This is a genomic window from Cardiobacterium hominis, assembly GCF_900637305.1.
Taxonomy (GTDB): Bacteria; Pseudomonadota; Gammaproteobacteria; order Cardiobacteriales; family Cardiobacteriaceae; genus Cardiobacterium; species Cardiobacterium hominis.
In genome coordinates this window covers 257,352-282,433 of the sequence record NZ_LR134365.1, presented here as the reverse complement: position 1 = coordinate 282,433, position 25,082 = coordinate 257,352, and the positions used below count along the sequence as shown (strand labels likewise).

18 protein-coding genes are annotated in these 25,082 nt (G+C 60.8%); 16 read left to right on the top strand and 2 right to left on the bottom strand.

Features of this window, described 5'->3' with window-relative positions; translation table 11 throughout:
• The 16 genes from EL199_RS01225 (at position 1) to nagA (ending at position 20,923) form a co-directional block, all read left to right on the top strand.
• Positions 1-1,248 (top strand): lipoprotein-releasing ABC transporter permease subunit, encoded by a 1,248-nt coding sequence (locus EL199_RS01225; RefSeq protein ID WP_004141111.1) that lies wholly within the window; start codon positions 1-3, stop codon positions 1,246-1,248.
• A gap of 3 nt (positions 1,249-1,251) precedes the next feature.
• Positions 1,252-1,953 carry an ABC transporter ATP-binding protein gene (locus EL199_RS01220; RefSeq protein WP_004141112.1) on the top strand — a complete coding sequence of 234 codons (702 nt, stop codon included), beginning with the start codon at positions 1,252-1,254 and terminating at the stop codon, positions 1,951-1,953.
• Between the two features lie 167 nt (positions 1,954-2,120).
• Entirely contained in the window at positions 2,121-3,098 is a 978-nt protein-coding gene (locus tag EL199_RS01215; RefSeq protein ID WP_004141113.1) for a zinc ABC transporter substrate-binding protein, read from the top strand.
• 145 nt (positions 3,099-3,243) lie between these two features.
• Positions 3,244-4,632, top strand: coding sequence for a siroheme synthase CysG (cysG, locus tag EL199_RS01210; RefSeq protein WP_004141114.1), 1,389 nt, complete (start codon positions 3,244-3,246; stop codon positions 4,630-4,632).
• A gap of 166 nt (positions 4,633-4,798) precedes the next feature.
• Complete coding sequence (locus EL199_RS01205) at positions 4,799-6,556, top strand: assimilatory sulfite reductase (NADPH) flavoprotein subunit (protein WP_004141116.1); 1,758 nt, start codon at positions 4,799-4,801, stop codon at positions 6,554-6,556.
• Positions 6,557-6,733: 177 nt separating this feature from the next.
• Positions 6,734-8,125: a YeiH family protein gene (locus tag EL199_RS01200; protein ID WP_004141118.1), complete on the top strand. Its 1,392-nt coding sequence runs from the start codon at positions 6,734-6,736 to the stop codon at positions 8,123-8,125.
• A gap of 12 nt (positions 8,126-8,137) precedes the next feature.
• Positions 8,138-8,383, top strand: coding sequence for a hypothetical protein (locus EL199_RS01195; RefSeq protein ID WP_004141119.1), 246 nt, complete (start codon positions 8,138-8,140; stop codon positions 8,381-8,383).
• A 44-nt stretch (positions 8,384-8,427) separates the two neighbouring features.
• The gene (gene cysI / locus EL199_RS01190) at positions 8,428-10,197 is read left to right on the top strand and encodes an assimilatory sulfite reductase (NADPH) hemoprotein subunit (protein ID WP_004141120.1); all 1,770 of its coding nucleotides are present in this window, start codon (positions 8,428-8,430) and stop codon (positions 10,195-10,197) included.
• 89 nt (positions 10,198-10,286) lie between these two features.
• Positions 10,287-11,153: a tRNA glutamyl-Q(34) synthetase GluQRS gene (gene gluQRS / locus EL199_RS01185; protein ID WP_169306928.1), complete on the top strand. Its 867-nt coding sequence runs from the start codon at positions 10,287-10,289 to the stop codon at positions 11,151-11,153.
• Positions 11,154-11,286: 133 nt separating this feature from the next.
• On the top strand, positions 11,287-12,909 hold the full coding sequence (locus tag EL199_RS01180) for an alpha-D-glucose phosphate-specific phosphoglucomutase (RefSeq protein ID WP_004141122.1): 1,623 nt from the start codon (positions 11,287-11,289) through the stop codon (positions 12,907-12,909).
• Between the two features lie 8 nt (positions 12,910-12,917).
• Positions 12,918-14,498, top strand: a complete 1,581-nt coding sequence (gene pgi, locus EL199_RS01175) for a glucose-6-phosphate isomerase (protein ID WP_004141123.1) — start codon at positions 12,918-12,920, stop codon at positions 14,496-14,498.
• A gap of 258 nt (positions 14,499-14,756) precedes the next feature.
• Positions 14,757-17,039: a formate C-acetyltransferase gene (gene pflB, locus EL199_RS01170; protein WP_004141125.1), complete on the top strand. Its 2,283-nt coding sequence runs from the start codon at positions 14,757-14,759 to the stop codon at positions 17,037-17,039.
• Between the two features lie 101 nt (positions 17,040-17,140).
• On the top strand, positions 17,141-17,884 hold the full coding sequence (pflA, locus tag EL199_RS01165; RefSeq protein WP_004141128.1) for a pyruvate formate lyase 1-activating protein: 744 nt from the start codon (positions 17,141-17,143) through the stop codon (positions 17,882-17,884).
• Between the two features lie 132 nt (positions 17,885-18,016).
• Positions 18,017-18,538: a hypothetical protein gene (locus tag EL199_RS01160; RefSeq protein WP_040355154.1), complete on the top strand. Its 522-nt coding sequence runs from the start codon at positions 18,017-18,019 to the stop codon at positions 18,536-18,538.
• Between the two features lie 137 nt (positions 18,539-18,675).
• Positions 18,676-19,683, top strand: coding sequence for a type I glyceraldehyde-3-phosphate dehydrogenase (gene gap / locus EL199_RS01155; protein ID WP_004141130.1), 1,008 nt, complete (start codon positions 18,676-18,678; stop codon positions 19,681-19,683).
• A 118-nt stretch (positions 19,684-19,801) separates the two neighbouring features.
• On the top strand, positions 19,802-20,923 hold the full coding sequence (gene nagA, locus EL199_RS01150; protein WP_004141133.1) for an N-acetylglucosamine-6-phosphate deacetylase: 1,122 nt from the start codon (positions 19,802-19,804) through the stop codon (positions 20,921-20,923).
• A 206-nt stretch (positions 20,924-21,129) separates the two neighbouring features.
• Here the strand turns inward: nagA and EL199_RS01145 are convergent, their stop codons facing one another.
• Together EL199_RS01145 and EL199_RS01140 are read right to left on the bottom strand one after the other, a co-directional pair.
• Positions 21,130-21,813, bottom strand: a complete 684-nt coding sequence (locus tag EL199_RS01145) for a hypothetical protein (protein ID WP_040355156.1) — start codon at positions 21,811-21,813, stop codon at positions 21,130-21,132.
• Positions 21,814-22,004: 191 nt separating this feature from the next.
• On the bottom strand, positions 22,005-25,010 hold the full coding sequence (locus tag EL199_RS01140) for a mechanosensitive ion channel domain-containing protein (RefSeq protein ID WP_004141136.1): 3,006 nt from the start codon (positions 25,008-25,010) through the stop codon (positions 22,005-22,007).
• Positions 25,011-25,082 lie beyond the last annotated feature (72 nt).

Sequence of the window (25,082 nt, the reverse complement as noted above, 5' to 3'; positions counted from 1 at the left end):
ATGCAAATCCTGCCTTCCAAAATCGGCCTGCGCTACAGCTACGCGCGCAGCGGCGCCCGCTTCATCGGGTTGAACGCCATTCTCGCCATCATCGGCATCACCATCGGCATCGCCGCGCTCATCGTCGTCCTCTCCGTGATGAACGGCGTGGTGACACAAGTGCGCGACAAAATGCTCTCCATGACCTCGCACGCCATGCTGCGCAGCAGCGACGGCACCGGTGTCATCCCGCCCGAATTTGACCCCGCGCCGTATCTCGCCAACATCCCCGAACTCATCGCCTACGCGCCTTACGTGCAGGGGCAGGGGCTGATTGGCGACAGCGAACACTTCCAGGGCGTCGTCCTGCAAGGCGTTGATCCGGCAGAAGAAGGCAAAGTGTCGCAGACTTTTGCCAAAATCGACCCGGAAATCAGCGGCCAACTGGAAGCGGGGCATTTCAACCTCATCCTCGGCCAGGTGCTGGCCGAAAAAATCAACGCCAAAGTCGGCGACAAAGTCACCATCATCGTGCCGCAAGTGACGGCGAGCGCCGCCGGCCTCTTGCCGCGCATCAAACGCTTCACCCTCGTCGGCACCTTTAGCAGCGGACACTACTCCTTCGACAACGGCGTGGCGCTGGTCAATTACCAGGATGCCGCCAAACTGCTACAACTGCCCGAAGGCGTTACCGGCTACCACATCATGCTGCACGACCCGATGCAGGCGCCGCTGGTGCGCGAACGCCTGACGCCGCAACTGCCCTACGGCGTGTATGCGAGCGACTGGAGCGTGGACAACGCCTCCTACTTCAGCGCGGTGCAGACCGAGAAGAACGCGATGTTCATCATCCTCTGCCTCATCGTCATGGTCGCAGCCTTTGGCCTGCTCTCCTCGATGTACATGGTCGTCACCGAAAAACGGCGCGACATCGCCATCCTGCGCACCATGGGCATGACCCGCCGCCAAATCGGGCAAATCTTCCTGACACAAGGGCTGACCTTCGGCGCCTTCGGTACCGTACTGGGCGTCGGTCTCGGCATCCTCATCGCGGTGAACGTCCCGGCCATCATGGCATTCCTGGAGCGCCACACCGGCTACGCCCTGCCCGCGCAAATGTACTTCATCAACGAACTGCCGGCGAAAATCGACCCTGCCGTCATCAGCGGCATCAGCATCGTCACCCTCATCCTGACCCTGCTGTTCTCCGTCATTCCGGCGCTGATGGCCGCCCGCACCGAACCCGCCCGCGCCCTCTCCCACGAGTAAACCATGACCGATCACGTCCTGACCGCGACCAACCTGCACTTCGCCTACCAAAGCAAAGGCGAAAGCCTCACCATCCTGAGCGGCACCGACCTTGCCCTGGCGCGCGGCGAAACCGTCGCCGTTGTCGGCGCCTCCGGCACCGGCAAAAGCACCCTGCTGCACATCCTCGCCGGGCTGGACACACCGCAACAAGGCGAAATCACCCTCTGCGGCACCAATCTCAGCCAGGCCAGCGACACCCGCCGCACCCGCCTGCGCAACCAGCACATGGGATTTGTCTACCAATTTCACCACCTGCTGCCCGAATTCAGCGCGGTGGAAAACGTCGCCATGCCGCTCTTAATCCGCGGCGACCGCCCGCAAAAAGCGCTGGCACGCGCGAGCGAACTGCTGGCCGCCGTCGGCCTGAAAGAACGGCTGAACCACCGCCCGGCGGAACTCTCCGGCGGCGAACGGCAGCGGGCGGCAATCGCGCGCGCGCTGGTAAACCGCCCTGATTGCCTGCTTGCCGACGAACCCACCGGCAACCTCGACCAGGAAAACGCCGCGCACGCCTTTGCCCTGATGAAAAACCTCATCGGCGAACAGCACGGCGCGATGATCATCGTCACCCACGACATGAACCTCGCGCGGCAAATGGACCGCTGCCTCTACCTCGTCAGTGGCAAACTGAGTGAAACCCCGCCAGAGGCAAAAACCGCCTAAAAAAATCCCCGCTGTGTGCGGGGATTTTTCTTTTCATAACAGCGCTAGATACAAAAAAACCGTTACCCCATTGCAAGAGGCGTATCCTGTTGCGTCGCAAACCAGACCTGCGACGGAAAACCGGGCAGGCCTTCCGCTAAAACTCACGCAAAACCGGAGAACCGAACATGAAAAAAATCCTGCTGGCCGCACTCGTGGGCGTTTCCTGCCAAGCCTTCGCCGCGCCGAAAGTCGTCGCCACCATCAAGCCGCTGCATTCGCTGGTGGCGCAAGTGATGGATGGCGTCGGCGAACCCGAACTGCTCATCAAACAGGGCTCGCCGCATGGCTACCAAATGAAACCGGCGGATGCGAAAAGCGTCGCCGAAGCGGATGTCGTCGTGTACGTCAGCCACGAACTCGAAACCTTCATGCCGCCGCTTTTGGAAAAAAGCAAAAAAGAACACGCCGTTGAATGGGCAGGGCTGCCCAACCTCTACCCGCTGCCGACCCGCCACGGCGGCATGTGGGAAGAAGGCGACGACGATGATGATGACCACGATCATGAACACCATGACCACGACCACGGCGATGCCCATCACGATCACGATCATGAACACGGCCATGACCATCACGGTCACCACCACGGCACTTACGACGCGCACCTGTGGTTGAGCGTGGCGCGCAGCAAGCTGCTGCTCAATCAAGTCGCGGAAGAATTGGCCGCAGTCGATAGCGCCAACGCCGCCAAATACAAAGACAACGCCGCCCAGGCCGCCGCCGCTTTGGACGCGCTGAAAAGCGACCTTGCCGCGCAACTGCAAGCGGTGCAAAAACGGCCGTTCATGGTCTTCCACGATGCCTACCAATACTTTGAAAAAGACTACGACCTCAATGCCGTCGGCACCGTGCGCGTCGATCCCGAACACGAACCGGGCGCGAAACGCATCGGCGAACTGCACCAGATGATTGCCGACAACAAAGTCGTCTGCCTCTTTAGCGAGCCGCAATTCCCGGCGAAAATCGTCACCAAACTGGCGGCGGACGGCAAAGTGAAAACCGCGGTACTCGATCCGGTTGGCGCTGACCTCGCCCCCGGCAAGACGATGTACGGCCAGTTGCTGCACCAGCTCGCCGATAGCCTCAGCGGTTGCCTCAAACCCTGATACCCGCACAGCAGTAACACACACCTTGCCCGCCACCGTGCGGGCTTTTTTATGCCAAAAACGCATAACGCCAGAGCGAACGCGCATTTCACAGGCGCAGGCGGCCTCCCTATCATGCGGCGCTTTATTATCAGGAGATTGCATCATGAGCCGTCATTTTCCGCTGTTTGCCGACCTGAACAACCGCCCGGTGCTGTTGGTGGGTGCCGGACACATCGCCGCGCGCAAGGCCGAAGACCTCTTGCGCGCCGGGGCGCGGCTGCGCGTGGTCGCGCGTGAACTCTCGCCCGTCTTTCAGGACTGGCTCGCCGCCGGACGCATCACATACCTCGGCGCGGCATTTGCACCGGCGCAGACCGACGGCGTCTTTCTCGTCGTCGCCGCCACCAGCGATAGCGAGTTGAACGCGCGCGTTTTCGCGGCGGCGGAAGCGGCGGGCAAATTGTGCAATGTGGTCGATACACCGCATTGCTGCTCGTATATCGTGCCAGCGGTGATAGACCGCGCGCCGTTGCAGGTTGCCATTTCCAGCGCGGGAACGGCACCGGTGCTTGCCCGCCATTGGCGCCAGCAAATCGAGCTGCTGCTGCCGCGTCACAGCGGCACGTTGGCGACACTTGCCGGACGCTGGCGGGCGCGGGTCAAGGCGGCGGTGCAGGGGACGGAAGCGCGCCGCCGTTTCTGGGAACGCCTCTTTGCCAGCCGCTTCGACACCCTGGTCGCGCAGAACCGCCTGGCGGAAGCGGAGGCGGAAATCGCGCGCCAGCTGGCGGCACAACCGGCGCTGCGCGGCGAAGTCACGCTGGTCGGCGCCGGGCCGGGCGATGCCGGACTGCTCACCCTTCACGCCCTGCAAGCCTTGCAAGCGGCGGATGTGGTTTTCTACGACGCGCTGGTTTCTGACGACATCCGCGCCCTCATCCGCAAGGACGCGACACAAATCAGCGTCGGCAAACGCGCTGGCGCGGCGCAGGTCGCGCAAGGCGAAATTCATGACCTGCTCATCCGCCACGCGCGCGCCGGACTGCGGGTAGTGCGCCTGAAAGGCGGCGACCCCTTCGTCTTTGGCCGTGGCGGCGAGGAGGCGCAGGCCTTGCAGGCGGCGGGCATTCCCTGCCGCGTCATCCCCGGCATCACCGCCGCCCTCGGCGCGACCGCCTACGCTGGCATCCCGCTCACCCACCGCGACCACGCCCAAGCCGTGACCTTCATCACCGGCCACGGCAAAGGCGACCGCGACCTGCACTGGCCGACGCTGGCGCAACGGCGGCACACGCTCGTGGTTTACATGGGTACGCTCACCGCCGCGACCCTGCAACGGCAACTGCTGGCGCACGGCCGCGCCGCCAACACGCCGGTGGCGGTCATCAGCCGCGGCACATGCGCCGAACAGCAGGTGCGCGTTGGCACGCTGGCGCGCCTTGCCGAACTGGCTCATGAAGCGCCGACACCGGCGCTGCTGGTCATCGGCGAAACGGTGGCGCTGCACGCGCAACTGGCATGGTTCGACGCACGCGAAGAACAGGCGGCATAAATACAGCCGCATCGCCCTCCCCCGTGGGGGATTTCTCAAAACCCCCTCCCCCGCTTCGCAGGGGAGGGGGATTCAAACGCTAACCCAACCCTCCCCACAGGGGGAGGGCGTTTTATAAATCAGCCCCACATTTCCCCTGACCAACACAAAAAAAGGAACCCTCATCATGACCCCCATTCCGGCCGACCTCACCGCCGCGCTCGATAGCCTCTCGCCGCTGCAACTCGCCTGGCTCTCCGGCTATTGCTGGGCGCGGGCGGACGGCGGTGCGCTGCCTACCGTTGCTGCCACCGATGTCACCAGCGCAGCCAGCGCAGAACCCGCGCCGCCGCCGCTTGCCGTAACTGTCCTTTCCGCCTCGCAGACCGGACACGCGCGCGAAGTCGCGGACAAACTGCACGCCGCGCTGGCAGAACAGGGCATTAACGCCAAACGCATCAGCGCCGCCGATTACAAACCGAAAACCATCGCCGACGAACAAGTGCTGCTGCTCGTGACCTCCACCCAGGGCGAGGGCGAGCCGCCGGAAGAAGCGCTCAGCCTGCACCGCCTGCTCTTTGGCAAAAAAGCGCCGCCGCTGCCCGCGCTGCGCTTTGCCGTCTGCGGGCTGGGCGACAGCAGCTATCCCGATTTCTGCCAGGCGGGCAAGGATTTTGACACGCGTCTGGCCGAGCTGGGCGGCGAACGCCTCGCGCCGCGCGCCGATTGCGATGTGGATTACCAGGCGACGGCAGCGGCGTGGATAGCCGACCTCGTGCCGCGCCTTGCCGCACTGCAACCCGCCGCCCCGCGCACGCCAACCGCTGCCGCCCCTGCCACGCCCGCGGCATACGACCGCGACCACCCGTTTACCGCGCCGCTGTTGGCGCGGCAGAAAATCACCGGACGGCATTCCACGAAAGACGTGCGCCATATCGAGCTTGACCTCGCCGGTTCCGGCATCAATTATCAGGCGGGCGACGCGCTCGGCGTCTGGTGCGAAAACGACCCGGCGCGCGTTGATGCCATCCTCGCCGCGCTAAAACTGGACGGCGTGACCGTCATTGACGGCAAAACCCTGCGTGAACAGCTCATCCGCGAGCGCGAAATCTCGCAGAACACGCCGCAGTTCGTGCAGGGATACGCCGCGCTTGCCAAGAGCGCCGATTTGGACGCGGAAATCGCCACGCACGGCGCCGCGCCATACGCCGCAAACACGCCGCTAGACGCCATCGTCGCCCGCTATCCTGCGGCCATCACGGCGGAACAACTGCTGACGCTCTTGCGCCCGCTGACGCCGCGCCTCTACTCGATAGCGTCGGCGCCGGAAGAAGTGGGCGAAGAAGTGCATCTCACCGTCGGCGTGCTGCACTACGAACACGACGGCAAAGCCTACAGCGGCGCGGCCTCGGGCTACCTCGGCGAGCGCCTGCCCGAAGACGGCGCGGCGCACGTATTTGTCGAGCCCAACCCGAATTTCCGCCTGCCGGACGACCCGCAGGCCGCCATCATCATGATAGGCAACGGCACCGGCATCGCCCCCTTCCGCGCCTTCATGCAGGCGCGCGTCGCCCGTGAGGCGCCGGGGAAAAACTGGCTGGTGTTCGGCAACCCGCACTTCACCGAAGACTTCCTCTACCAGACCGAATGGCAGGGCTGGCAGAAAGACGGCTTCCTGCACCGCTACAGCCTGGCGTGGTCGCGCGACCAGGCGGAGAAAGTGTACGTGCAGGACAAACTGCGCGAAGAAGCGGCGAGTGTGTGGCAATGGCTCAAGGACGGCGCCTATGTGTACGTCTGCGGCGACGCGGCGCGCATGGCGAAAGACGTTGAGCGCGCGCTGCTTGACATCATCGCCGGCGAGGGCGGCATGGACGCGGACGCCGCCGCCGATTATCTCGACGAACTGCGCCAGGCGCGGCGCTATCAGCGGGATGTTTACTGAACGAACCGGGCAGTCGCCCGGTTTTTTATTGACATACGGGGTAGCCGCTACCCTGTATGTAAACCCCCCGCCCCTCATAGCAAAAACGAATAACGCCAGGCAAAACGCGCATTTCACACGCCCTGGCGCCGTCCCTATCATGCGAATCCCTGCAAACAACTACCACAGGAGATTCCCATGAGTAACACCCTCGCCCTCGACGGGCTGCACACAGAAGACCAAGCGGCAAAAACCGCGCGCCGCGCGCCGCCGCCGGTCTGGTTCAAAAAGGAAGACAGCTGGGCGATTATCATCGGCCTCGGGCTGGTCGTCGCCGCTACCGTCCTGTTTCTCGTGAACAAGAGCGGCGTGCTGCCCTATTTCACCTTTTCCGCGCCCGGCTGGAAAACGCCCGCCGAACTTACCGCCAAGCTGCCGGCGAAATTGCCCGGCGCGCTCGGCCTCTTTTTGCTGCTCGCCAGCACGCTCAGCCTCGGCGCGCGCAGTCTCGGCTATGACACGCGCCGCTTCCTGCGCGGTTTTGTCGCGCTGTATTTGCTTGCCGTCGCCGTCCTCATCATCAGCGCCAACGCCGCCGTCAAGGGCGCGCAGCTGGAAACGCCGCTGGTGGCGCTGTTTGTCGGGCTAGTCATCGGCAATACGCTGTCGTTGCCCGCGTGGTTCAGCGAGGCGCTGCGCACGGAATATTATGTGAAAACCGGCATCGTGCTGATGGGCGCGACGCTGCCGTTTACCATCATTCTGCGCGCCGGTCCCGCTGCCATCGGCCAGGCGCTGATTGTCTCGGTGGTAACGTTTGCCAGCATTTATTTCGCCGCCACCCGCCTGTTTGGTCTTGACCGTCGCTTTGCCGCAACCCTCGGCGCGGGCGGCTCCATCTGCGGCGTTTCCGGCTCGATTGCTATCGGCGGCGCCTGCCGCGCGGAGAAGGCGCACGTTTCCATGGCGATTTCCCTCGTTATCGTCTGGGCGGTGGTGATGATTTTCGTCCTGCCCGCTGCCAGCCGCGCCCTCGGCCTGCATCCGGGTGTCGCCGGTGCCTGGATTGGCACGTCCGAATTTGCCGACGCCGCCGGTTTTGCCGCTGCCGAAGCCATCGGCCATGAAGCCGCCACCGAAGCCTTCACCCTGATGAAGGTGGTCGGGCGCGACATGTTCGTCGGCATCTGGGCGTTTCTCGTCGCCATCCTCGCCGTGACCGTCTGGGAGCGGCAAAGCGCGGCGCAAAGCGAGCGCATCGACCGCCGCGAAATCTGGCAACGCTTCCCCAAATTCATCCTCGGCTTTTTCATCGCCTCATTGCTGACCACCGCCGTCATCAGCGTGCTCAACGCCGACGCGGGCAAGGCCTACAGCGCCGAAGCGTTGAAAACGCTGAAGGAGCTGCGCGGCTGGTTCTTCACCCTGACTTTCCTCAGCATCGGCCTGACCACGCGCTTCCGCGAACTGGCGGCGGTTGGCCTCAAGCCCTTCTTCGCCTTCGCGGTCGGCGTCGCCATCAACCTGCCGCTGGGCTACTGGCTCTCCAACCATGTATTTGACGCCTACTGGCGCAGCCTGGGCGCATAACAAGGAAGCGCGATGCACTTGGTCAATATCCAAATCAGCGTCAATAGCACCCACCCGCCGCACGACCCGCGCAACGGCACGCTGCGGGAATGGCTTGCCGCCCATGCCTTCGCCATTGCCGAAAAACGCGGCGGCTGGCAGGCGGTCAGCCACGACGGCGAAGGCAGCACGCTTAAGCAACAACTGCGCGCCGCCGGTTTCACCGACCGCGATTACCAAATCCGCATCGAATACCAGCGCGCCTGGGGATTTTTATAACGTAGGGTGGGGCTTGCCCCACCGCAAACCCCATAAATTTCATTATGGTGGGTCAAGACCCACCCTACAAACAAAGGAAAACCATCATGACCGGCAAACCTTCCGACAACGAACGCCTCAAAGACCAAAGCGACTACCTGCACGGTACCATCAGCCACGACCTCACCGACGGCATCACCGGCAGTTTCAAGGGCGACAACTTCCAGCTCATCCGTTTCCACGGCATGTACGAGCAGGACGACCGCGATATCCGCGCCGAACGCGGCGCACAAAAACTTGAACCGCTGAAAAGCATGATGCTGCGCTGCCGCCTGCCCGGCGGCATCATCCAGCCCAAACAATGGCTGGGCATCGACCAATTTGCGAGCGAGCACACCCTCTACGGCTCCATCCGCCTCACCAACCGCCAGACCTTCCAGTACCACGGCGTGTTGAAACCCGACGTCAAGCCGATGCACCAATGGCTGCACCGGCTGGGACTGGACTCAATCGCCACCGCGAGCGATGTGAACCGCAACGTCCTCTGCACCACCAACCCGGTAGAAAGCAGCCTGCACAAAGAGGCCTACGAATGGGCGAAAAAAATCAGCATGCAACTGCTGCCGCGCACCAGCGCCTATGCCGACATCTGGCTTGATGGCGAAAAAGTCTTTTCCAGCGAGCCGCCGAAACCGCTCAACAAAGAAATCGCCGACGACGTCGAGCCCATCCTCGGCAAAACCTACCTGCCGCGCAAATTCAAAACCGCCGTCGTCATCCCGCCGGACAACGAAGTCGATATCCACTCCAACGACCTCGGCTTCGTCGCCATCGAAGAAGATGGCCACCTCGTCGGCTTTAACGTGCTGGTCGGCGGCGGCCTCTCCAGCGAACACGGCAACACCACCACCTTCCCCAACAAATCCTACGAATTCGGCTACGTGCCGCTCAGCCACACCCTGCACTGCGCCGAAGCCGTCGTCACCACCCAGCGCGACTGGGGCGACAGAAGCGACCGCAAACACGCGCGCACCCGCTACACCCTAGAGCGCGTCGGCGTCGAAAACTTCAAGGCAGAAGTCGAAAAACGCATGGGCATAAAGTTCGCGCCCATCCGCCCCTACAAATTCACCACCCGGGGCGACCGCATCGGCTGGGTCAAAGGCGAAGAAGGCAACTGGCACCTGACCTTATTCATCGAAAACGGCCGCATCACCGACCAGCCGGGCGGCAAACAACTCAAAACCGGCCTGCGCAAAATCGCGGAAATCCACAAAGGCGACTTCCGCCTGACCGCCAACCAGAACCTCATCGTCGCCGGCGTGCCGCCGCGCGACAAAAAACGCATCGAGACCATCGCGCGCGAACACGGGCTGATTGACCCAAAAACCAGCAAACAGCGGGAAAACAGCATGGCATGCGTGGCGCTGCCCACCTGCCCGCTGGCAATGGCAGAAGCCGAGCGCTTCCTCCCCGGCTTCATCGACCAAGTGGACGCGCTCCTTGCAAAACACGGCATCCCCGACGAACACATCATCCTGCGCGTCACCGGTTGCCCGAACGGCTGCGGCCGGGCGATGCTCGCCGAAATCGGCCTGGTTGGCAAAGCCGTCGGCCGTTACAACCTCTTCGCCGGTGGCAACCGCGAAGGCACACGCATCCCGCGTTTGTACAAAGAAAACATCACCGAGGCGGAAATCCTTGCCATCCTCGACGACTGGATCGGCGCCTGGGCGCGCGAACGTGAGGCGAACGAAGGCTTCGGCGACTACGCCATCCGCCGCGGCATCGTCTTGCCCGTGCTGGACGCACCGCGCGACTTCTGGGCGGCATGAGGGGCGCATCGCGGCAATAGGCGGCAGAACGGGGAATCGCATCCGCCCTACGCCAATCGGCGCCAATGTGGTACAAAGCCGCGATGAACATGAAACCCTACATTGGCCGCTTTGCGCCGACGCCCAGCGGCCCCTTGCATCTCGGCTCGCTGGTGGCGGCGCTTGGCAGTTATCTTGATGCCCGCGCGCATGGCGGGCGCTGGCTGTTGCGCGTGGAGGATGTTGACCGCACGCGCAGCCGCACCGACTACATCGCGGCGCAGTTGCAATCGCTGCGCGCGCACGGCCTGCATCATGACGGCGAAATCCGCGTGCAATCGGCGCATCTCGCCGATTATCAGGCGGCGCTCGCGCAGTTGCGCCCGCATCTCTACCCTTGCGATTGCAGCCGCAAGTATTGGCACGCGCAGGCGCAGATGGGCGCTTTGGGGCTGGTCTATCCCGGCTGTTGTCGTGGCAGGGTGCTGGATTCGCTCGCGCCGGATGATGCGGCGATTCGCCTGCGCCTGCCGGAGGAGACGGTGGCGTTTGCCGACCGCTGGTTGGGCGAATGCCGCTTTGTGCTTGCGCGCGAGATTGGCGACCCGGTGCTGCGCCGCCGCGATGGTGATATTGCCTATGCGCTGGCGGTGGTCGTCGATGACGGTTTGCAAGGGGTGACGGATGTGGTGCGCGGTCAGGATTTGGTGGCGGCGACCGCCATTCATCTGGTGTTGCAGGATATGCTCGGCTTGCCGCCGCCGCGTTATTTGCATCTCCCGCTGGTGTTAAATGCCGACGGCAGCAAGTTGAGCAAGCAAAATCACGCCCCCGCGCTTGACGACGCGACGCCCGCCGCCAATCTGCGCGCCGCCTTGCGCCATTTGCAGCAGGACGATAGCGGCTTTAGCGATACGATGCCGGTAGATGCGCTGTTGGAGGAGGCGGTGCGGCGCTGGCGCGTACCGGTGCGATAGCCGTTTTCCCAGTTAATGGCGTACTTTCAGTCATCCACAGCAATCCACATTAACGTGTGAAATCACCGATACCAAATACACAGGGTTAGCGTTAAAATACGGTAAACCCACTAACCACTGATGAGGTATTTGTATGGAAATCAAGACGATAAAATTCGCCACATTCACCGACCAGCGTCCGGGAACTTCCGGGCTGCGCAAGCCGGTGCCACATTATCAGCAACCGCACTACACCGAGAGTTTTATCCAGTCGATTTTCACCTCGCTCGGCGGAGTGGCGGGCAAGACGCTCGTCCTCGGTGGCGATGGCCGCTATTACTGCGATGAAGCGGTTGCCATTGTGCTGAAAATGGCGGTGGCGCAGGGCGCGAAACTGGTGTTGCTCGGCGAAAACGGCCTCTTGTCCACGCCTGCCGCTTCGCACGTCATCCGCCACTATCAGGCGGATTTCGGCATTATTTTGTCCGCCAGCCACAACCCGGGCGGCAAGGACGGCGATTTTGGCATCAAGTTTAACCTCGCCGCCGGGCAACCCGCGCCGGAGCATGCCACCGAAGCCGCTTATGCCGTGTCCAAGTCCTTGACGGAGTACACGATTGCCGCGGTGGAACTGCCGCCGCTCGACAAGGCGGGCAGTTACCGCATCGGCGACACCGAGGTGCGCGTCATCAGCAGCACCGCCGATTATGCGGATTTGATGGAAACGCTGTTTGATTTCCCGGCGATTCGCGCGCATATCGCCAAGCATCCCTTTGTGTTTGATGCGATGCACGCCGCGACCGGCCCGTATGCGGTGGAGGTGTTTGCCCACCGCCTCGGCCTGCCGCAGAAATACCTGCTCAACACCAAGCCGCTCCCCGATTTTGGCGGCGGCCATCCCGATCCGTCCCCGGCGCATATTGATGAATTGAAAGCGGCAATGGCGGCCGATGAAGCGGTCGTCATGGGTGCTGCAAGCGACGGCGACGGCGACCGCAACCTCATCACCGGGCGGCAGCATTTTGTGAACCCCTGCGACAGTCTGGCGATTATTGCCGACAACCACGCGCTCATTCCCTGCCTGAAGACGCTCAAGGGCGTGGGGCGGACGATGCCGACCAGCCGCGCCGTTGATGCGGTCTGCACCGCGCGCGGGCTCAATTATTATGAAACGCCGACCGGCTGGAAATTCTTTGCCAACCTGCTCGATGCCGACATGATTCACCTCTGCGGCGAGGAAAGTTTCGGCACCAGCGGCAACCATATCCGTGAAAAAGACGGCATCTGGGCGGTACTGTGCTGGCTCAACCTGCAAGCGGCGACGGGCAAGACGCCGGACGAAATCATCGAGGCGCACTGGCAGCGTTACGGCCGCCATATCTTCAACCGCTTCGATTACACCGGGCTGGACAAGGACAAGGCGGGCGAGATGCTCAAAGCGTTTGAAACGCAGCTTGCCAAGATGATTGGCCAGACGGTGAGCGGCCTGCCGATTACCGACGCCGGACAGTTCAACTACACCGACCCGACCAACGGCGAGAACAGCCCGAACCAGGGCTTGCAGGTGCAGTTCGGCCCGCAGGCGCGCGTCATCTGCCGCCTCTCCGGCACCGACACCCGTGGCGCGACCATGCGCATGTACGTCGAATACTGGCAGCAGGACGTGAACAGTGCGCCCGCGCTGGCTGGCACCACCTCTACCCTCGCCAGCATGGCGCAAGGCATGATGAATCTTGAGCATTTCGTTGGCCGCAGCCAACCTGACAACATCGTTTAAGGAATCCCATGATGAGCAATCTCCACGACAAACTGAAGTCGCACAAAGAAACCGTCCTCGGCAAACGCATGACCGAATGGTTCGCTGCCGAGCCAAGCCGCGTCGCCGACTGGACACTGAAAAACGCCGGCATCTACCTCGATCTCTCCAAAAACCACATCAACGCGCAGACCAAAGCGCTGTGGCAGCAGTGGGTAGATGAAGCGGGCGTCGCCGAGGGCATCGCCGCCATCACTCGCGGCGACAACGTCAATACCGGCGAACACCGCCCGGCGCTGCACCACCGCCTGCGCGCCCCCGCCGACCAGCCCTTCGTCGTCAATGGCGAAGACGTCAGCCCGCACATCCGCGCGGTACGCGAGCGCATGAAAGCCATCAGCGAGCGCGTGCGCGGCGGCGAATGGAAAGGATTTGACGGACAGGCGATTACCGACGTCATCCACATCGGCATCGGCGGCTCCGAGCTGGGCCCGCGCCTGCTCTGCACCGCCTTCAAACACCTCGCCGACGACCGCATCCGCGTCCACTTCCTCGCCACGCCCGACCCCATCAAAATCAGCGAACTCAAACGCCGCCTCAACCCGGCAACCACGCTGCTGATCGTCGCCTCCAAGAGCTTCGGCACCGAAGAAACCCTGTCGAATGCGGGCTACATGCGCGAATGGCTGCGCACCGCCGGCGGCGAAAAAGCCGACGGCCAGATGATTGCGCTGTCTGCCAACGTCGATAAAGCCGCCGCCTTCGGCATCGCCGCCGAGCGCGTGCTGCCGTTCTGGGACTGGGTCGGCGGCCGCTTCTCGCTGTGGTCAGCCATCAGCCTGCCGTTCATCCTGCAAAACGGCTACGGCGCTTACGAACAGCTCCTCGCGGGCGCGCACGAAATGGACAAACACTTCCAGACCGCGCCGCTCATGGCCAACATGCCCGTGTGGCTGGCGACGCTGGAAGCCTGGTACAACCACTACTTCAACTGGAACAACCGCGCCGTCATCACCTACTGCAACCCGATGGAGCCCTTCCCGCAATACCTGCAACAGCTTGACATGGAAAGCCTCGGCAAACGCGCCAACCGCGAAGGCAAAGCGCTGACCAAACCAAGCGGCATCATCGTCTGGGGTGGCACCGGAACAGAAGCGCAGCACGCCTTCTTCCAGCTCGTCCACCAGGGACAGCGCAACATCCCGATTGACTTCGTTACCGTGAAAACGCCGCCTAAAGGCTACGAAGACGCACAACGCATCATCCACGGCCACTGCACCGCGCAGGCCGAAGCACTGATGCGCGGCCGCGACGACAGCGACCTGCAAAACATCCCGGAAGCCGAGCGCTATCAGCGCACCTGCCCGGGAAACCGTCCCAGCACCACCATCATTCTGGACGAACTCACCCCGGCCTGCCTTGGCGCGTTCATCGCCCTCTACGAGCACAAAGTGACGGTGCAAGCCATCCTTTACGACGTAAACGCCTACGACCAATGGGGCGTTGAACTCGGCAAAGTGCTGGCGAAAGGCACAGAAGCGAGCCTTGCGGGCAAAACCGGCGCGCACGATCCGTCCACCACCGCCATCATTGACTACCTCAAATCCTAAAACGCGAACGGCGGGCGGCAAACACGTCGCCCGCCCATTCACGAAATCTCCCTCAGGTTATCGATAAAAATTGATAACACTGTTCTTAATGCGAAAAAACCGCCAAACACGGCGGAAAATCCCTGCAAACCAGCACCGCTGTTTGCCATTTTTTTATAAAAAATTTACAATAATTATCAGAACACGAGGCAAGCGCGGCAGTAAGCGCGCTTGCTCCGTACACGTTTCTTTTATCTTGATATAGGAGTAACAGTAACTATGCTGACAAAAACTGAAAATCGCCCTGCCGCTTGGGCCAATTTCATCTCTGGCGACTGGGAAACTAGCGTGAACGTGCGTGACTTCATCCAGAAGAACTACACGCCGTATGAAGGCGACGGCGCCTTCCTCGCCCCCGCCACCCCGGCTACCACCAAACTGTGGGACAGCGTCATGGTGGGCATCAAAGAAGAAAACCGCACCAAAGCCCCGCTGAAAATCGACGCCGACATCGTCTCCGGCATCAACAGCCACGCACCGGGCTACATCGACAAAGACCTCGAAGTCATCGTCGGCCTGCAAACCGATGAGCCGCTGAAACGCGCCATCATGCCCTACGGCGGCATCAAGATGGTCATGGATTCCTGCCGCATCTACGAAACTCCGCTGAACGAGCAGGTCGCCAAAGCCTTCACCGAATACCGCAAAACCCACAACCAAGGCGTATTTGACGTCTATACCCCGGACATCCGTCGCTGCCGCAAATCCGGCGTATTGACCGGTCTGCCGGATGCTTACGGTCGTGGCCGCATCATCGGCGACTACCGCCGCGTCGCCCTCTACGGCATCGACTTCCTCATGGCCGACAAAGTGCGCCAGTTCAACTCCCTGCAAGCCGACTTGGAAGCAGGCAAAGACCTGGAAGACGTCATCCGTCTGCGTGAAGAAATCTGCGAACAGCACCGCGCCCTCGGCCAAATGAAAGACATGGCCGCCCGCTACGGCTATGACATCTCCGGCCCGGCCACCAACGCCAAAGAAGCCGTACAGTGGACCTACTTCGCCTACCTCGCCGCCGTCAAATCGCAAAACGGCGCTGCGATGAGCTTTGGCCGTGTCTCCACCTTCCTTGACATCTACATCGAGCGCGACCTGAAAAACGGCGTCATCACCGAAGGCGAAGCGCAAGAAATGATTGACCACCTGGTCATGAAACTGCGCATGGTTCGCTTCCTGCGTACCCCGGAATACGACCAGCTCTTCTCCGGCGACCCCATCTGGGCAACCGAATCCATCGGCGGTATGGGACTGGATGGTAGAACGCTCGTAACCAAAAACAGCTTCCGCTTCCTCCACACCCTGTACAACATGGGCCCCTCACCGGAACCGAACATGACCATCCTCTGGTCAGAACAACTGCCGGTCGGCTTCAAACACTTCTGCGCCAAAGTCTCCATTGACACTTCCTCCGTGCAGTACGAAAACGACGACCTGATGCGTCCGGACTTCAACAGCGACGACTACGCCATCGCCTGCTGCGTCAGCCCGATGGTAGTCGGCAAACAAATGCAGTTCTTCGGTGCGCGCGCCAACCTCGCCAAAACCCTGCTTTACGCAATCAACGGCGGTGTGGACGAAAAATCCAAAGAACAAGTCGGCCCGAAAGAAGCGCCGATGACCGACGAAGTGCTTGACTATGACGCCGTAATGAAGCGCATGGACAGCTTCATGAACTGGCTCGCAACCCAGTACGTGACTGCCCTGAACTGCATCCACTACATGCACGACAAATACAGCTACGAAGCAGCGCTGATGGCACTGCATGACCGCGACGTCTATCGCACCATGGCTTGCGGTATCGCCGGCTTGTCTGTTGCGGCTGACTCACTGTCTGCCATCAAATACGCCAAAGTGCGTCCGGTGCGTGACGAAAACGGCATCGCCGTGGACTTCGAAATCGAAGGCGAATACCCGCAATTCGGTAACAACGACGAGCGCGTGGACGCCATCGCTTGCGACCTGGTTGAGCGCTTCATGAAAAAAGTCGCCAGCCACAAAATGTACCGCGGTGCGACCCCGACCCAGTCCGTACTCACCATCACTTCCAACGTCGTTTACGGCAAGAAAACCGGTAACACCCCTGACGGTCGCCGCGCGGGCGCCCCGTTCGGACCGGGTGCAAACCCGATGCACGGCCGCGACGTCAATGGTGCGGTAGCCTCCCTGACCTCTGTCGCCAAACTGCCGTTTGCCTACGCGAAAGATGGCATCTCCTACACCTTCTCCATCATCCCGGGCGCGCTCGGCAAAGACGACGCCAGCCGTCAAGCCAACCTCGCTGGTCTGATGGACGGCTACTTCCACCACGACAGCGAATTCGAAGGCGGACAACACCTGAACGTGAACGTCCTGAACCGCGAAATGCTGATCGAGGCGATGAACGATCCGGAACTGTACCCGCAGCTGACCATCCGCGTCTCCGGCTATGCGGTGCGCTTCAACTCGCTCACCAAAGAGCAGCAGATGGACGTCATCACCCGTACCTTCACCCAAACCATGTAAGCGACCCCGCTTGCGACCTAGAAAAAGTGCCGGGCAACCGGCACTTTTTTCGCATCCAAATCCAGTAAAATTGCGCCCAAACACCCATCCGGAACCCTCCCATGCGCTACGGCATCATCCACTCCATCGAAACCTGCGGCACCGTTGACGGGCCGGGACTGCGCTTTGTCGTCTTCACCCAGGGCTGCCTGATGCGCTGCCTTTACTGCCACAACCGCGACACCTGGGACATGGAAACCGACAAATCGCGCAAAATCACCGTCGATGAACTCATGCAGCAAGTCATCCAGTACCGCTTCTACCTCAAGGCGACCGGCGGCGGCGTCACCGCAAGCGGCGGCGAATCACTGCTTCAGCCCGAATTCATCCGCGACTGGTTCGTCGCCTGCAAAGCCTACGGCATCCACACCTGCCTCGATACCAATGGCTATGCCCGCCATTACGACAAGACCCTCGAAGAACTGCTCGACCACACCGACCTCGTCATGCTCGACCTCAAACAGCTCGACAACGAAATCCATAAAAAACTCGTCGGCGTGCCAAACAACCGCACCCTGATGTTCGCCGAGCACCTGCAAAAACGGAACCAGCTTACCCGCATCCGCTACGTCATCGTCCCCGGCTACAGCGATGACGACCACTCCGCCCACCTCCTCGGCCAGTACATCGCGCCGATGGACAACATCGAAAAAGTCGAACTGCTGCCGTATCACGAACTCGGCGCGCACAAATGGGCGCTGTGCGGCGACACCTACCAACTCGAAGGCGTGCACCCGCCGCCGAAAGAAACCGTCGAACACATCGCCGACATCATCAAAAGCTACGGCAAAGAAGTTATGCACTGAAAAACCCCCTCCCTCGCAGGGCAAAGCCCGCAGCGGGGGAGGGTTGGGGTGGGGGTAGCAAACGTGAAAAAATCACCGATGCCGCATCCCCCCCGAACCCAGACCACGTTTACTGCAAGGAACGCCATCGCCATGAAAACCCCCGCCCTCATCGCCCTCTGCCTCGCGCTCACCGCCTGCCAAACCTTCAACCTCGACTTCCTGAAACCCGCCGCCGCAGAAGAACCCATAGAAGAACGCATCCCGGACGATCCCAACCACGCGCAGCTCTACCACCTGATGAAAGCCAACCGCGCGCGGATGAAAGCCGAAAACCCGCAAAGCAAACTCTCGCACAAAACCATCATCAGCGAACTCCTGCCGGGCGAACAGGCAGACATCGAAATCGAACTGGACGCGGGCCAGCACTACACCCTCTTTGCCAACTGCACCGACACCTGCCACGACCTCGACCTTGCCCTCACCCCCAGCGACAACCTGCGGCAAACCGTCGCCGCCGACACCAGCGGCGATACCCCCGCGCCCGTCCTGCGCTACACCCCAGCGCGCAGCGGCAAATACCGCGCCAGCATCATCATGGCCTCCTGCCACACCGCCAGTTGCCAATACAGCCTGCAAACCTACATCAGCCCGGACAAACCGCCAGTAAAATAGTGCCCCGAAACATACGCGCTCAAGCGTATATAAATCACCTGATAACCCAAAGGCGAGATAGTAACGAAATGAACGCATCCCCAGCCGCCATGCTATAATCGCGCCCGCTTTTCAACCCACAACCTAGGAGTGAACCTATGAGTATCAAAGTAGCCATCAACGGATTCGGACGCATCGGCCGTCTTGCCCTGCGCCAAATGGACAAAGCCAAAGGCGTTGAAGTCGTTGCCGTGAACGACCTCACCCCGGCAGACATGCTGCTGCACCTCTTCAAATACGACACCGCACAAGGCCGCTTCCACGGCACCGCCGAACTCGATGGCGACAACCTCGTGATCAACGGCAAAAAAATCAAAGTACTCTCCAACGCCAATCCGGAAGAACTGCCGTGGGGCGAACTGGGCGTTGACGTCGTCCTCGAATGCACCGGCTTCTTCACCAGCAAGGACAAAGCCGAAAAACACATCAAAGCCGGCGCGAAAAAAGTCGTCATCTCCGCACCGGGCGGCAACGACATCAAAACCATCGTTTACAACGTCAACCACAAAACCCTGGACGGCAGCGAAACCGTCATCTCCGGCGCATCCTGCACCACCAACTGCCTGGCACCGATGGCCAAAGTCCTGCAAGACAAATTCGGCGTCGTTGAAGGCCTGATGACCACCATCCACGCCTACACCGGCGACCAAATGACCCTGGATGCCCCGCACCGCAAAGGCGACAAACGCCGCGCCCGTGCCGCCGCTGCCAACATCGTGCCGAACAGCACCGGCGCTGCCAAAGCCATCGGCCTTGTCATCCCCGAACTCAACGGCAAACTCGACGGCGCCGCCCAGCGCGTACCGGTCGTTACCGGCTCCCTGACCGAACTCGTCACCGTGCTGGAGAAAAAAGTCAGCGCTGACGAAATCAACGCCGCGATGAAAGCCGCTGCCAACGAATCCTTCGGCTACACCGAAGAAGAACTCGTCTCCTCCGACATCATCGGCCTCAGCGAAGGCTCCCTGTTTGACGCCACCCAAACCCGCGTCATGACCGTCGGCGACAAACAACTGGTCAAAACCGTCGCCTGGTACGACAACGAAATGAGCTACACCAACCAGCTCATCCGCACCCTGACCTACTTCGCCAGCCTGATCAAATAAATCCGGCACCGCGAAAAAAAAACCGCCCGCAAGGGCGGTTTTTTGTGGGCGCTGGGCGGGCTGTCGCCCATGCGTCATCGGCGTAAAATAGCCGCATCATTCCTACGGAGACCAAAACATGAAAACCGCATATTCGGGCGCGTGCATCTATCACGACGGCATCCTGATTGAAGACCACGCCCTGCTGGCAGAAAATGGCAAAACGCTGGCCGTCGTCGCCGCGGGCGATATCCCGGCAGACGCGACCGTCCACCACTTGGACGGCGGCATCCTCACCCCCGGCTTCATCGAAACCCAGGCGAACGGCGGCGGCGGCTACCTCGTCAATGACCGCTTCGACGCTGACGGCCTCGCCCACATCCTCGCCGCGCACCGCCAATACGGCACCGTCGCCATGCTGCCGACCTTCATCACCGACGCGCAGGACAACTACCACCGCGCCATTGCCTCCATTGCCGAAGCCTCGCGCACCGTGCCGGGCATCCTCGGCGGCCATTTCGAAGGACCATTCTTAAGTCCGGAAAAAAAAGGTACGCACAACCCCGCCTACCTGCGCACGCCGGACGAAAGCGACTTCGCCTGCTTTGCCGCGCACGCGGACGCCTTGCAGCACAGCATCATCTCGCTCGCGCCAGAGCGCGTCCCGGCGGGCACGGTGCGCCGCATCCGCGAGATGGGCATCCGCGTCAATGCCGCGCACACCATGGCGGGCAAGGCAGACATGCAGCGCGCCTGGGCGGAAGGCCTCGGCGGCGTTACCCACCTCTATAACGCCATGCCGCCGCTCGCCGGACGCGATCCCGCCGTTATCGGCAGCGCCGCCGAACTGCGCCTTTACTGCGGCATCATCGCCGACGGCGTACACAGCGACCCCTATTCCCTCGCCGCCGCCTGCAAGCTCATCGGCAAAGACCGCCTGCTGCTCGTCACCGACTCGATGCACACCATCGGCGCGCCGGAAATCACAGAATTTACCCTGCCGGGCGGCATCCGCGTCTTCGTCAAGGAAGACCGCCTGGTGAACGAACACGGCTCGCTCGCAGGCGCCCACGTCACCCTGCTGCAATGCGTGAAAAACGCCATCCGCTACATGCACATCGCGGTGGAAGACGCGCTGGCGATGGCGATCGTCAACCCCGCCCGCTATCTTGACCGCCCCGACCTCGCCCGCATCACCGCGCGGCGTCTGGACGATATTTTGTGGTTAAGCGATGACTTGGCGCTGCAAACGTTGCCGTAAGGATTCGCTCATATAAAAAAACCTCCGCCATAGGCGGAGGTTTTTTATAGGGGTTATAGGGTGCGCCTTGGCGCACCATTGATAAGAAAGAAATATTTCCGCGACGGTGCGCCGAGGCGCACCCTATGGTGTGGATTGCTATATTTTCAGATTTAAAGCATAAAAAATCGGGTACACGGTATCCGATTTTAATGCGAAGTCGTAGATTAGTTTTTCCTCTGCTTAGCCGCTTCCGCTTCCTTGAGGTCTTTGATTTCTTTTTGTATGTTCTCAACGCGGTCACATATTTTCTTTTTCGATGCAGAATTTTTGTTATTGCAACTGGAACTGAGCTTGAATACGTCTGATGATATATCTTCAAGCATATAGACATTTTTCTTTTTGAGTATTTCGTCAATTTTATCAAGAGTTTTGAAATCTCCTCTGGTATATAAAACATCTACACGCTCACACAATTCTTTTTCATGTGGTTTCGCCTTGTTTCTTAATCCTACTACCGGGCATCTGAAGAAGTTTTTGAGAAGTGCATCTTCCGCTTCATCATCAGGCATTTTTTCAATTTGTTCTAACAAAGCGAAATCTTCTTTAAGTTTCTGCTTGCCATCAATAAGGCTTTGAATATAAGCACCCCAGCCCATCTTATCTTCTTTTAGCACGGCCTTTTTCAGGTCTCCCATTTCTATTCCAGCGGCCGCCAATGTAGCTGCTTTACAGGTCTTATCATCTTTAAGTGTGGCAAGTGCATCGTCTGCGGTATTGGCAATTTTTCCTTCGCAATTTGCCATGACAGTTTTAATTTCATCAGGGTGATTATAGTAATATTCTGCATCTTTTTCACCACAGCCGGTAAGCACTAAAGTTCCTAATGCCAAGATAAAGGCTTTCTTCATAACTTGTTCCTCAAGTAGACAATGAATAAACATCTCCGATGTGAAAGTTTTTTACGCATCAGAGGCAACAGATTCTCGCTGATATGGATTTGAATATCAAGGTTGAAAGAGCGATTTAGATGAAATGCGCAACCGCCTTATTTTCTGTGCAATAGGTAAGCATGGCGGCAAAGTGCCTTATTAAGCCTACATCAGCCTTTCCCGCCTGGCAGTTGCGGGATTTCCGGCCAGTCGCGCAGTTGGCGTGCCGGTTGGTCGGGGCTGTCGGGGAAGTAGATGTCCTGTTTCGGGTAGGCGATTTCGATGCCATGCGCGCGGCAGGTTTGCCAGATGCGCTCGATGACGAGGTGGCGGCTGGTCAGGCGGTGGTGGTTTTGCATGTGGATGTGGAATTGTACGCGCCAGGTCATGCCGCGCGGCGAGTAGTCGTAGGCAAAGGCGCCGTAGTCGTGTTCTTGGCTGTCGAGGATGTGGTCTTCTTCGGCGAGTTGGGCCAGCGTTTGCGTCAGCAGTTGTTTGACGTAGCCGGGGTCGTGACGGTAGCCGAGGTCGAGGTAGAGGAGGACGCGGGTGATGGGGTCCTGGTGCGACCAGTTCATGAAGGCGCTGGTTACGAAGTCGGAGTTGGGCAGGATGACGCTTTCGTTGTTGAAGGTGGTGATGGTGAGCGAGCGCATGCCGATGCGCTCGACCGTGCCTTCGTAGTTGCCGACGGTGATGATGTCGCCGTTGCGCAAGGGGCGCTCGATGAGCAGCAGGATGCCGCTGATGAAGTTGTTGGCAATCGTCTGCATGCCGAAACCGATCCCGACACCGAGCGCACCGGCGAAGACGGTAAAGGCGGTGAGGTCGATGCCGATGACGCGCAGCGCGAGGAAGAAGCCGAGGGTAACGGCGGCGTATTGGCTGAAGACGGAGAGGCTGTTACGGATGCCCAAATCGGCGATGGCGTGGTAGATCCAGCGGTAGCTGAAGGATTTTATCCAGCCGCCGACGCGGTAGATGATGTAGAGGAGGATGCTCATCAGCAGGATGTTGAGCAGGGTGAAGTGGCTGTTGTCGCCTTTGGTGATGGGGGTTTTGAGCAGGGTCAGCGTTTCCTGGATGACCGGGGTGTGTTCGTCCCAGCCGTAGGCGCCTTGCAGCAGGCGGAGGATGAGGAGCAGGCTGCCGTAGGTGAGGAAGGTGTGCACGGGGTTGATGACGTCCTGCGTCCAGAAGACGCCGCGCCCGGTGCGCAGCGCGTAGCGTTTGGCGCGGCGCGCGCTGTCTTTGAGGATGGCGGTGATGGCGACCCAGATGAGGGCGTAGAGGATGAAGATGAGCAGGTGCTTGGCGATAATCCAGGCGAGGTTGAGGTAGCCAAGCGTGCCAATCAGGCCGAAGGCGAGGATGCCCGCCGGGATGGCGCGGATGAGCGGGCGCAGGATGCGGTAGGTGGAGTATTCCTGGTAGAAGCCGTCCATGTAGGCAAGGCTACGGCTGGTGGCGCGCCAGACGGGGATGCCGACGAGCAGGTTGTAGAGGGCGAAAATCCAGCGGTAGGCGTCGGTAATGAGGTCGTCGTCCAGAATCCAGTCGGCCATGAGGACGAGCGAGAAGAGCAGGCTGCCGACGGCGGCGTAAATGACGGTCGGGCGGATGATGCGGCGCTTTTCCGGGGTAGCGATGAGGTCGGTGGAAATGAGGTTGCGCGCGGCGTAGTAGGGGATGGTGTTAAAAAGCAGCACCGCGGGCAGGAGCATCAGCATGTGCGAGGCGGGGGCGGTGATGCCGCTGGTGTGGATGAGGACAAGCGCAAACTGGAACAGCGCCAGATACGGCAGATTGTTCTTCAGCATCTTGCAGAGGAAAAACAGCAGGCGTCCGGCGAAGGTAAGCTTTTTCTGGCTGGCGTAGCGGCGGATGGCGCGGTTCAAGACGCGGATGACGCCGAGGGTGGCAAGCGGCAACAGCAGCGCGGCGAAGGCAAGCAGCAGCCATTGCTGCACAGCAAGCGTTTGCAGGCTGCGGTAGAGGGTTTGCAGAGCGACGGCATATTGCCCGACGAACATGCCGCTGGTTTTCAGGATGGCGGTGGCGCGTTGCGGCAGGGCGGCGAGGTCGCCGCCGAAGCGGTACTGCTCGGTGAGCTCGTCCTTTGCCAGCTGCGTGTAGCGGCGGTCGGCGATATCGCGGTTCATCTTCAGGCTCATCATGTTGTTGTCCAATAGGATTTTTAACCGCTGGAACTGCTCCTCCACCGCCTTGCGCCGGGTGGCGACCGCCTCCGGCACCGTGCCGCGCTGGCGCTCATACAACAAAAACTGCTCGCTGATGACATGCTGACTATTATCCAGCTGCGGTTGCAGCGTCTCGAAACGTTGCAGCGTCGTCCCCAACTCGGCGCGGATGCGGTCAATCCGCTCCAGCGACAGCGACGTCAAATCGGCAAACTGCAACTCCTGCAAACGCCCCTCCAGCGCCAACAACTCATGCTCGCTGTTGGTGAAAAAAATCTGCGTATTGACCAGCGCCAGCTCAATATAGCGGTCAAGCCGCGCCTCACGGCTCAAACTGCCGCTGTTTAACTGCTCGCTCAACTGTGACAACTGCCGCTCCAGCCGCGCCAAAGCCTCATCGCGCGCCTTCGCCGTGCCGCCGCCCTGGCGCGACTCCAAATAGCGCTCATTAAAGCGCTGATAACGCGCCTCCAGCGCACTGCGGAACTGCTCGGCAATCGCCACCGCCTGCACCAGCGCATTGCGTTGCCGTTGCAACAACTGACTGTGGCGCTGACTGGCGGAGAGCTGCGCCTCCGTCTGCGCGCGGTCGCCGTACGCCTCGCTACCGCCGCTCAACAGCGGGTTGGACTGCTTCTGCAACAACGCATTCAACGCATCACTGCGCCGCTTGCCCGCCTCAATCTCCTGCCCGATCGCCGCCTGCTCACTGCGCAAGCCCGCCAAATCCGCCTGCACCTGCTCCAGCGCGACACGAATCGCCGCCAACTCACTCTCGCTGACCGCCTCCGGCAAGGCCTCATCCTGCGCGGCGGGCAGCGACTTCTGCCACTCGCCATTGCGTGCCTCCACCTGGACAATCGCCGACTCCAACTGCGCCAGCTGCGCCTCGGACGGCACCGAGCCGGCATTATCGAGCGACTGGGCGAAAGCGGCGGCGACGAAAAAACAGAAAATCAGAAAAAAAACGCGCATAGATGAAGAAAAGGCAGACGGAAAAGGGCGGGTATTGTAGCGGCTTGCCACGCAAAACCGTATTAGGGGCTG

What these genes read in the sequence shown, in the direction of transcription:
- EL199_RS01195 (WP_004141119.1), top strand. Translation starts at nt 8,138, where the DNA reads ATGCACTTGGTCAATATCCAAATCAGCGTCAATAGCACCCACCCGCCG.
- pflB (WP_004141125.1), top strand. Translation starts at nt 14,757, where the DNA reads ATGCTGACAAAAACTGAAAATCGCCCTGCCGCTTGGGCCAATTTCATC.
- EL199_RS01205 (WP_004141116.1), top strand. Translation starts at nt 4,799, where the DNA reads ATGACCCCCATTCCGGCCGACCTCACCGCCGCGCTCGATAGCCTCTCG.
- EL199_RS01225 (WP_004141111.1), top strand. Translation starts at nt 1, where the DNA reads ATGCAAATCCTGCCTTCCAAAATCGGCCTGCGCTACAGCTACGCGCGC.
- nagA (WP_004141133.1), top strand. Translation starts at nt 19,802, where the DNA reads ATGAAAACCGCATATTCGGGCGCGTGCATCTATCACGACGGCATCCTG.
- EL199_RS01220 (WP_004141112.1), top strand. Translation starts at nt 1,252, where the DNA reads ATGACCGATCACGTCCTGACCGCGACCAACCTGCACTTCGCCTACCAA.
- pflA (WP_004141128.1), top strand. Translation starts at nt 17,141, where the DNA reads ATGCGCTACGGCATCATCCACTCCATCGAAACCTGCGGCACCGTTGAC.
- EL199_RS01180 (WP_004141122.1), top strand. Translation starts at nt 11,287, where the DNA reads ATGGAAATCAAGACGATAAAATTCGCCACATTCACCGACCAGCGTCCG.
- pgi (WP_004141123.1), top strand. Translation starts at nt 12,918, where the DNA reads ATGATGAGCAATCTCCACGACAAACTGAAGTCGCACAAAGAAACCGTC.
- cysG (WP_004141114.1), top strand. Translation starts at nt 3,244, where the DNA reads ATGAGCCGTCATTTTCCGCTGTTTGCCGACCTGAACAACCGCCCGGTG.
- EL199_RS01215 (WP_004141113.1), top strand. Translation starts at nt 2,121, where the DNA reads ATGAAAAAAATCCTGCTGGCCGCACTCGTGGGCGTTTCCTGCCAAGCC.
- gluQRS (WP_169306928.1), top strand. Translation starts at nt 10,287, where the DNA reads ATGAAACCCTACATTGGCCGCTTTGCGCCGACGCCCAGCGGCCCCTTG.
- EL199_RS01140 (WP_004141136.1), bottom strand. Translation starts at nt 25,010, where the DNA reads ATGCGCGTTTTTTTTCTGATTTTCTGTTTTTTCGTCGCCGCCGCTTTC.
- EL199_RS01160 (WP_040355154.1), top strand. Translation starts at nt 18,017, where the DNA reads ATGAAAACCCCCGCCCTCATCGCCCTCTGCCTCGCGCTCACCGCCTGC.
- cysI (WP_004141120.1), top strand. Translation starts at nt 8,428, where the DNA reads ATGGTGGGTCAAGACCCACCCTACAAACAAAGGAAAACCATCATGACC.
- EL199_RS01145 (WP_040355156.1), bottom strand. Translation starts at nt 21,813, where the DNA reads ATGAAGAAAGCCTTTATCTTGGCATTAGGAACTTTAGTGCTTACCGGC.
- EL199_RS01200 (WP_004141118.1), top strand. Translation starts at nt 6,734, where the DNA reads ATGAGTAACACCCTCGCCCTCGACGGGCTGCACACAGAAGACCAAGCG.
- gap (WP_004141130.1), top strand. Translation starts at nt 18,676, where the DNA reads ATGAGTATCAAAGTAGCCATCAACGGATTCGGACGCATCGGCCGTCTT.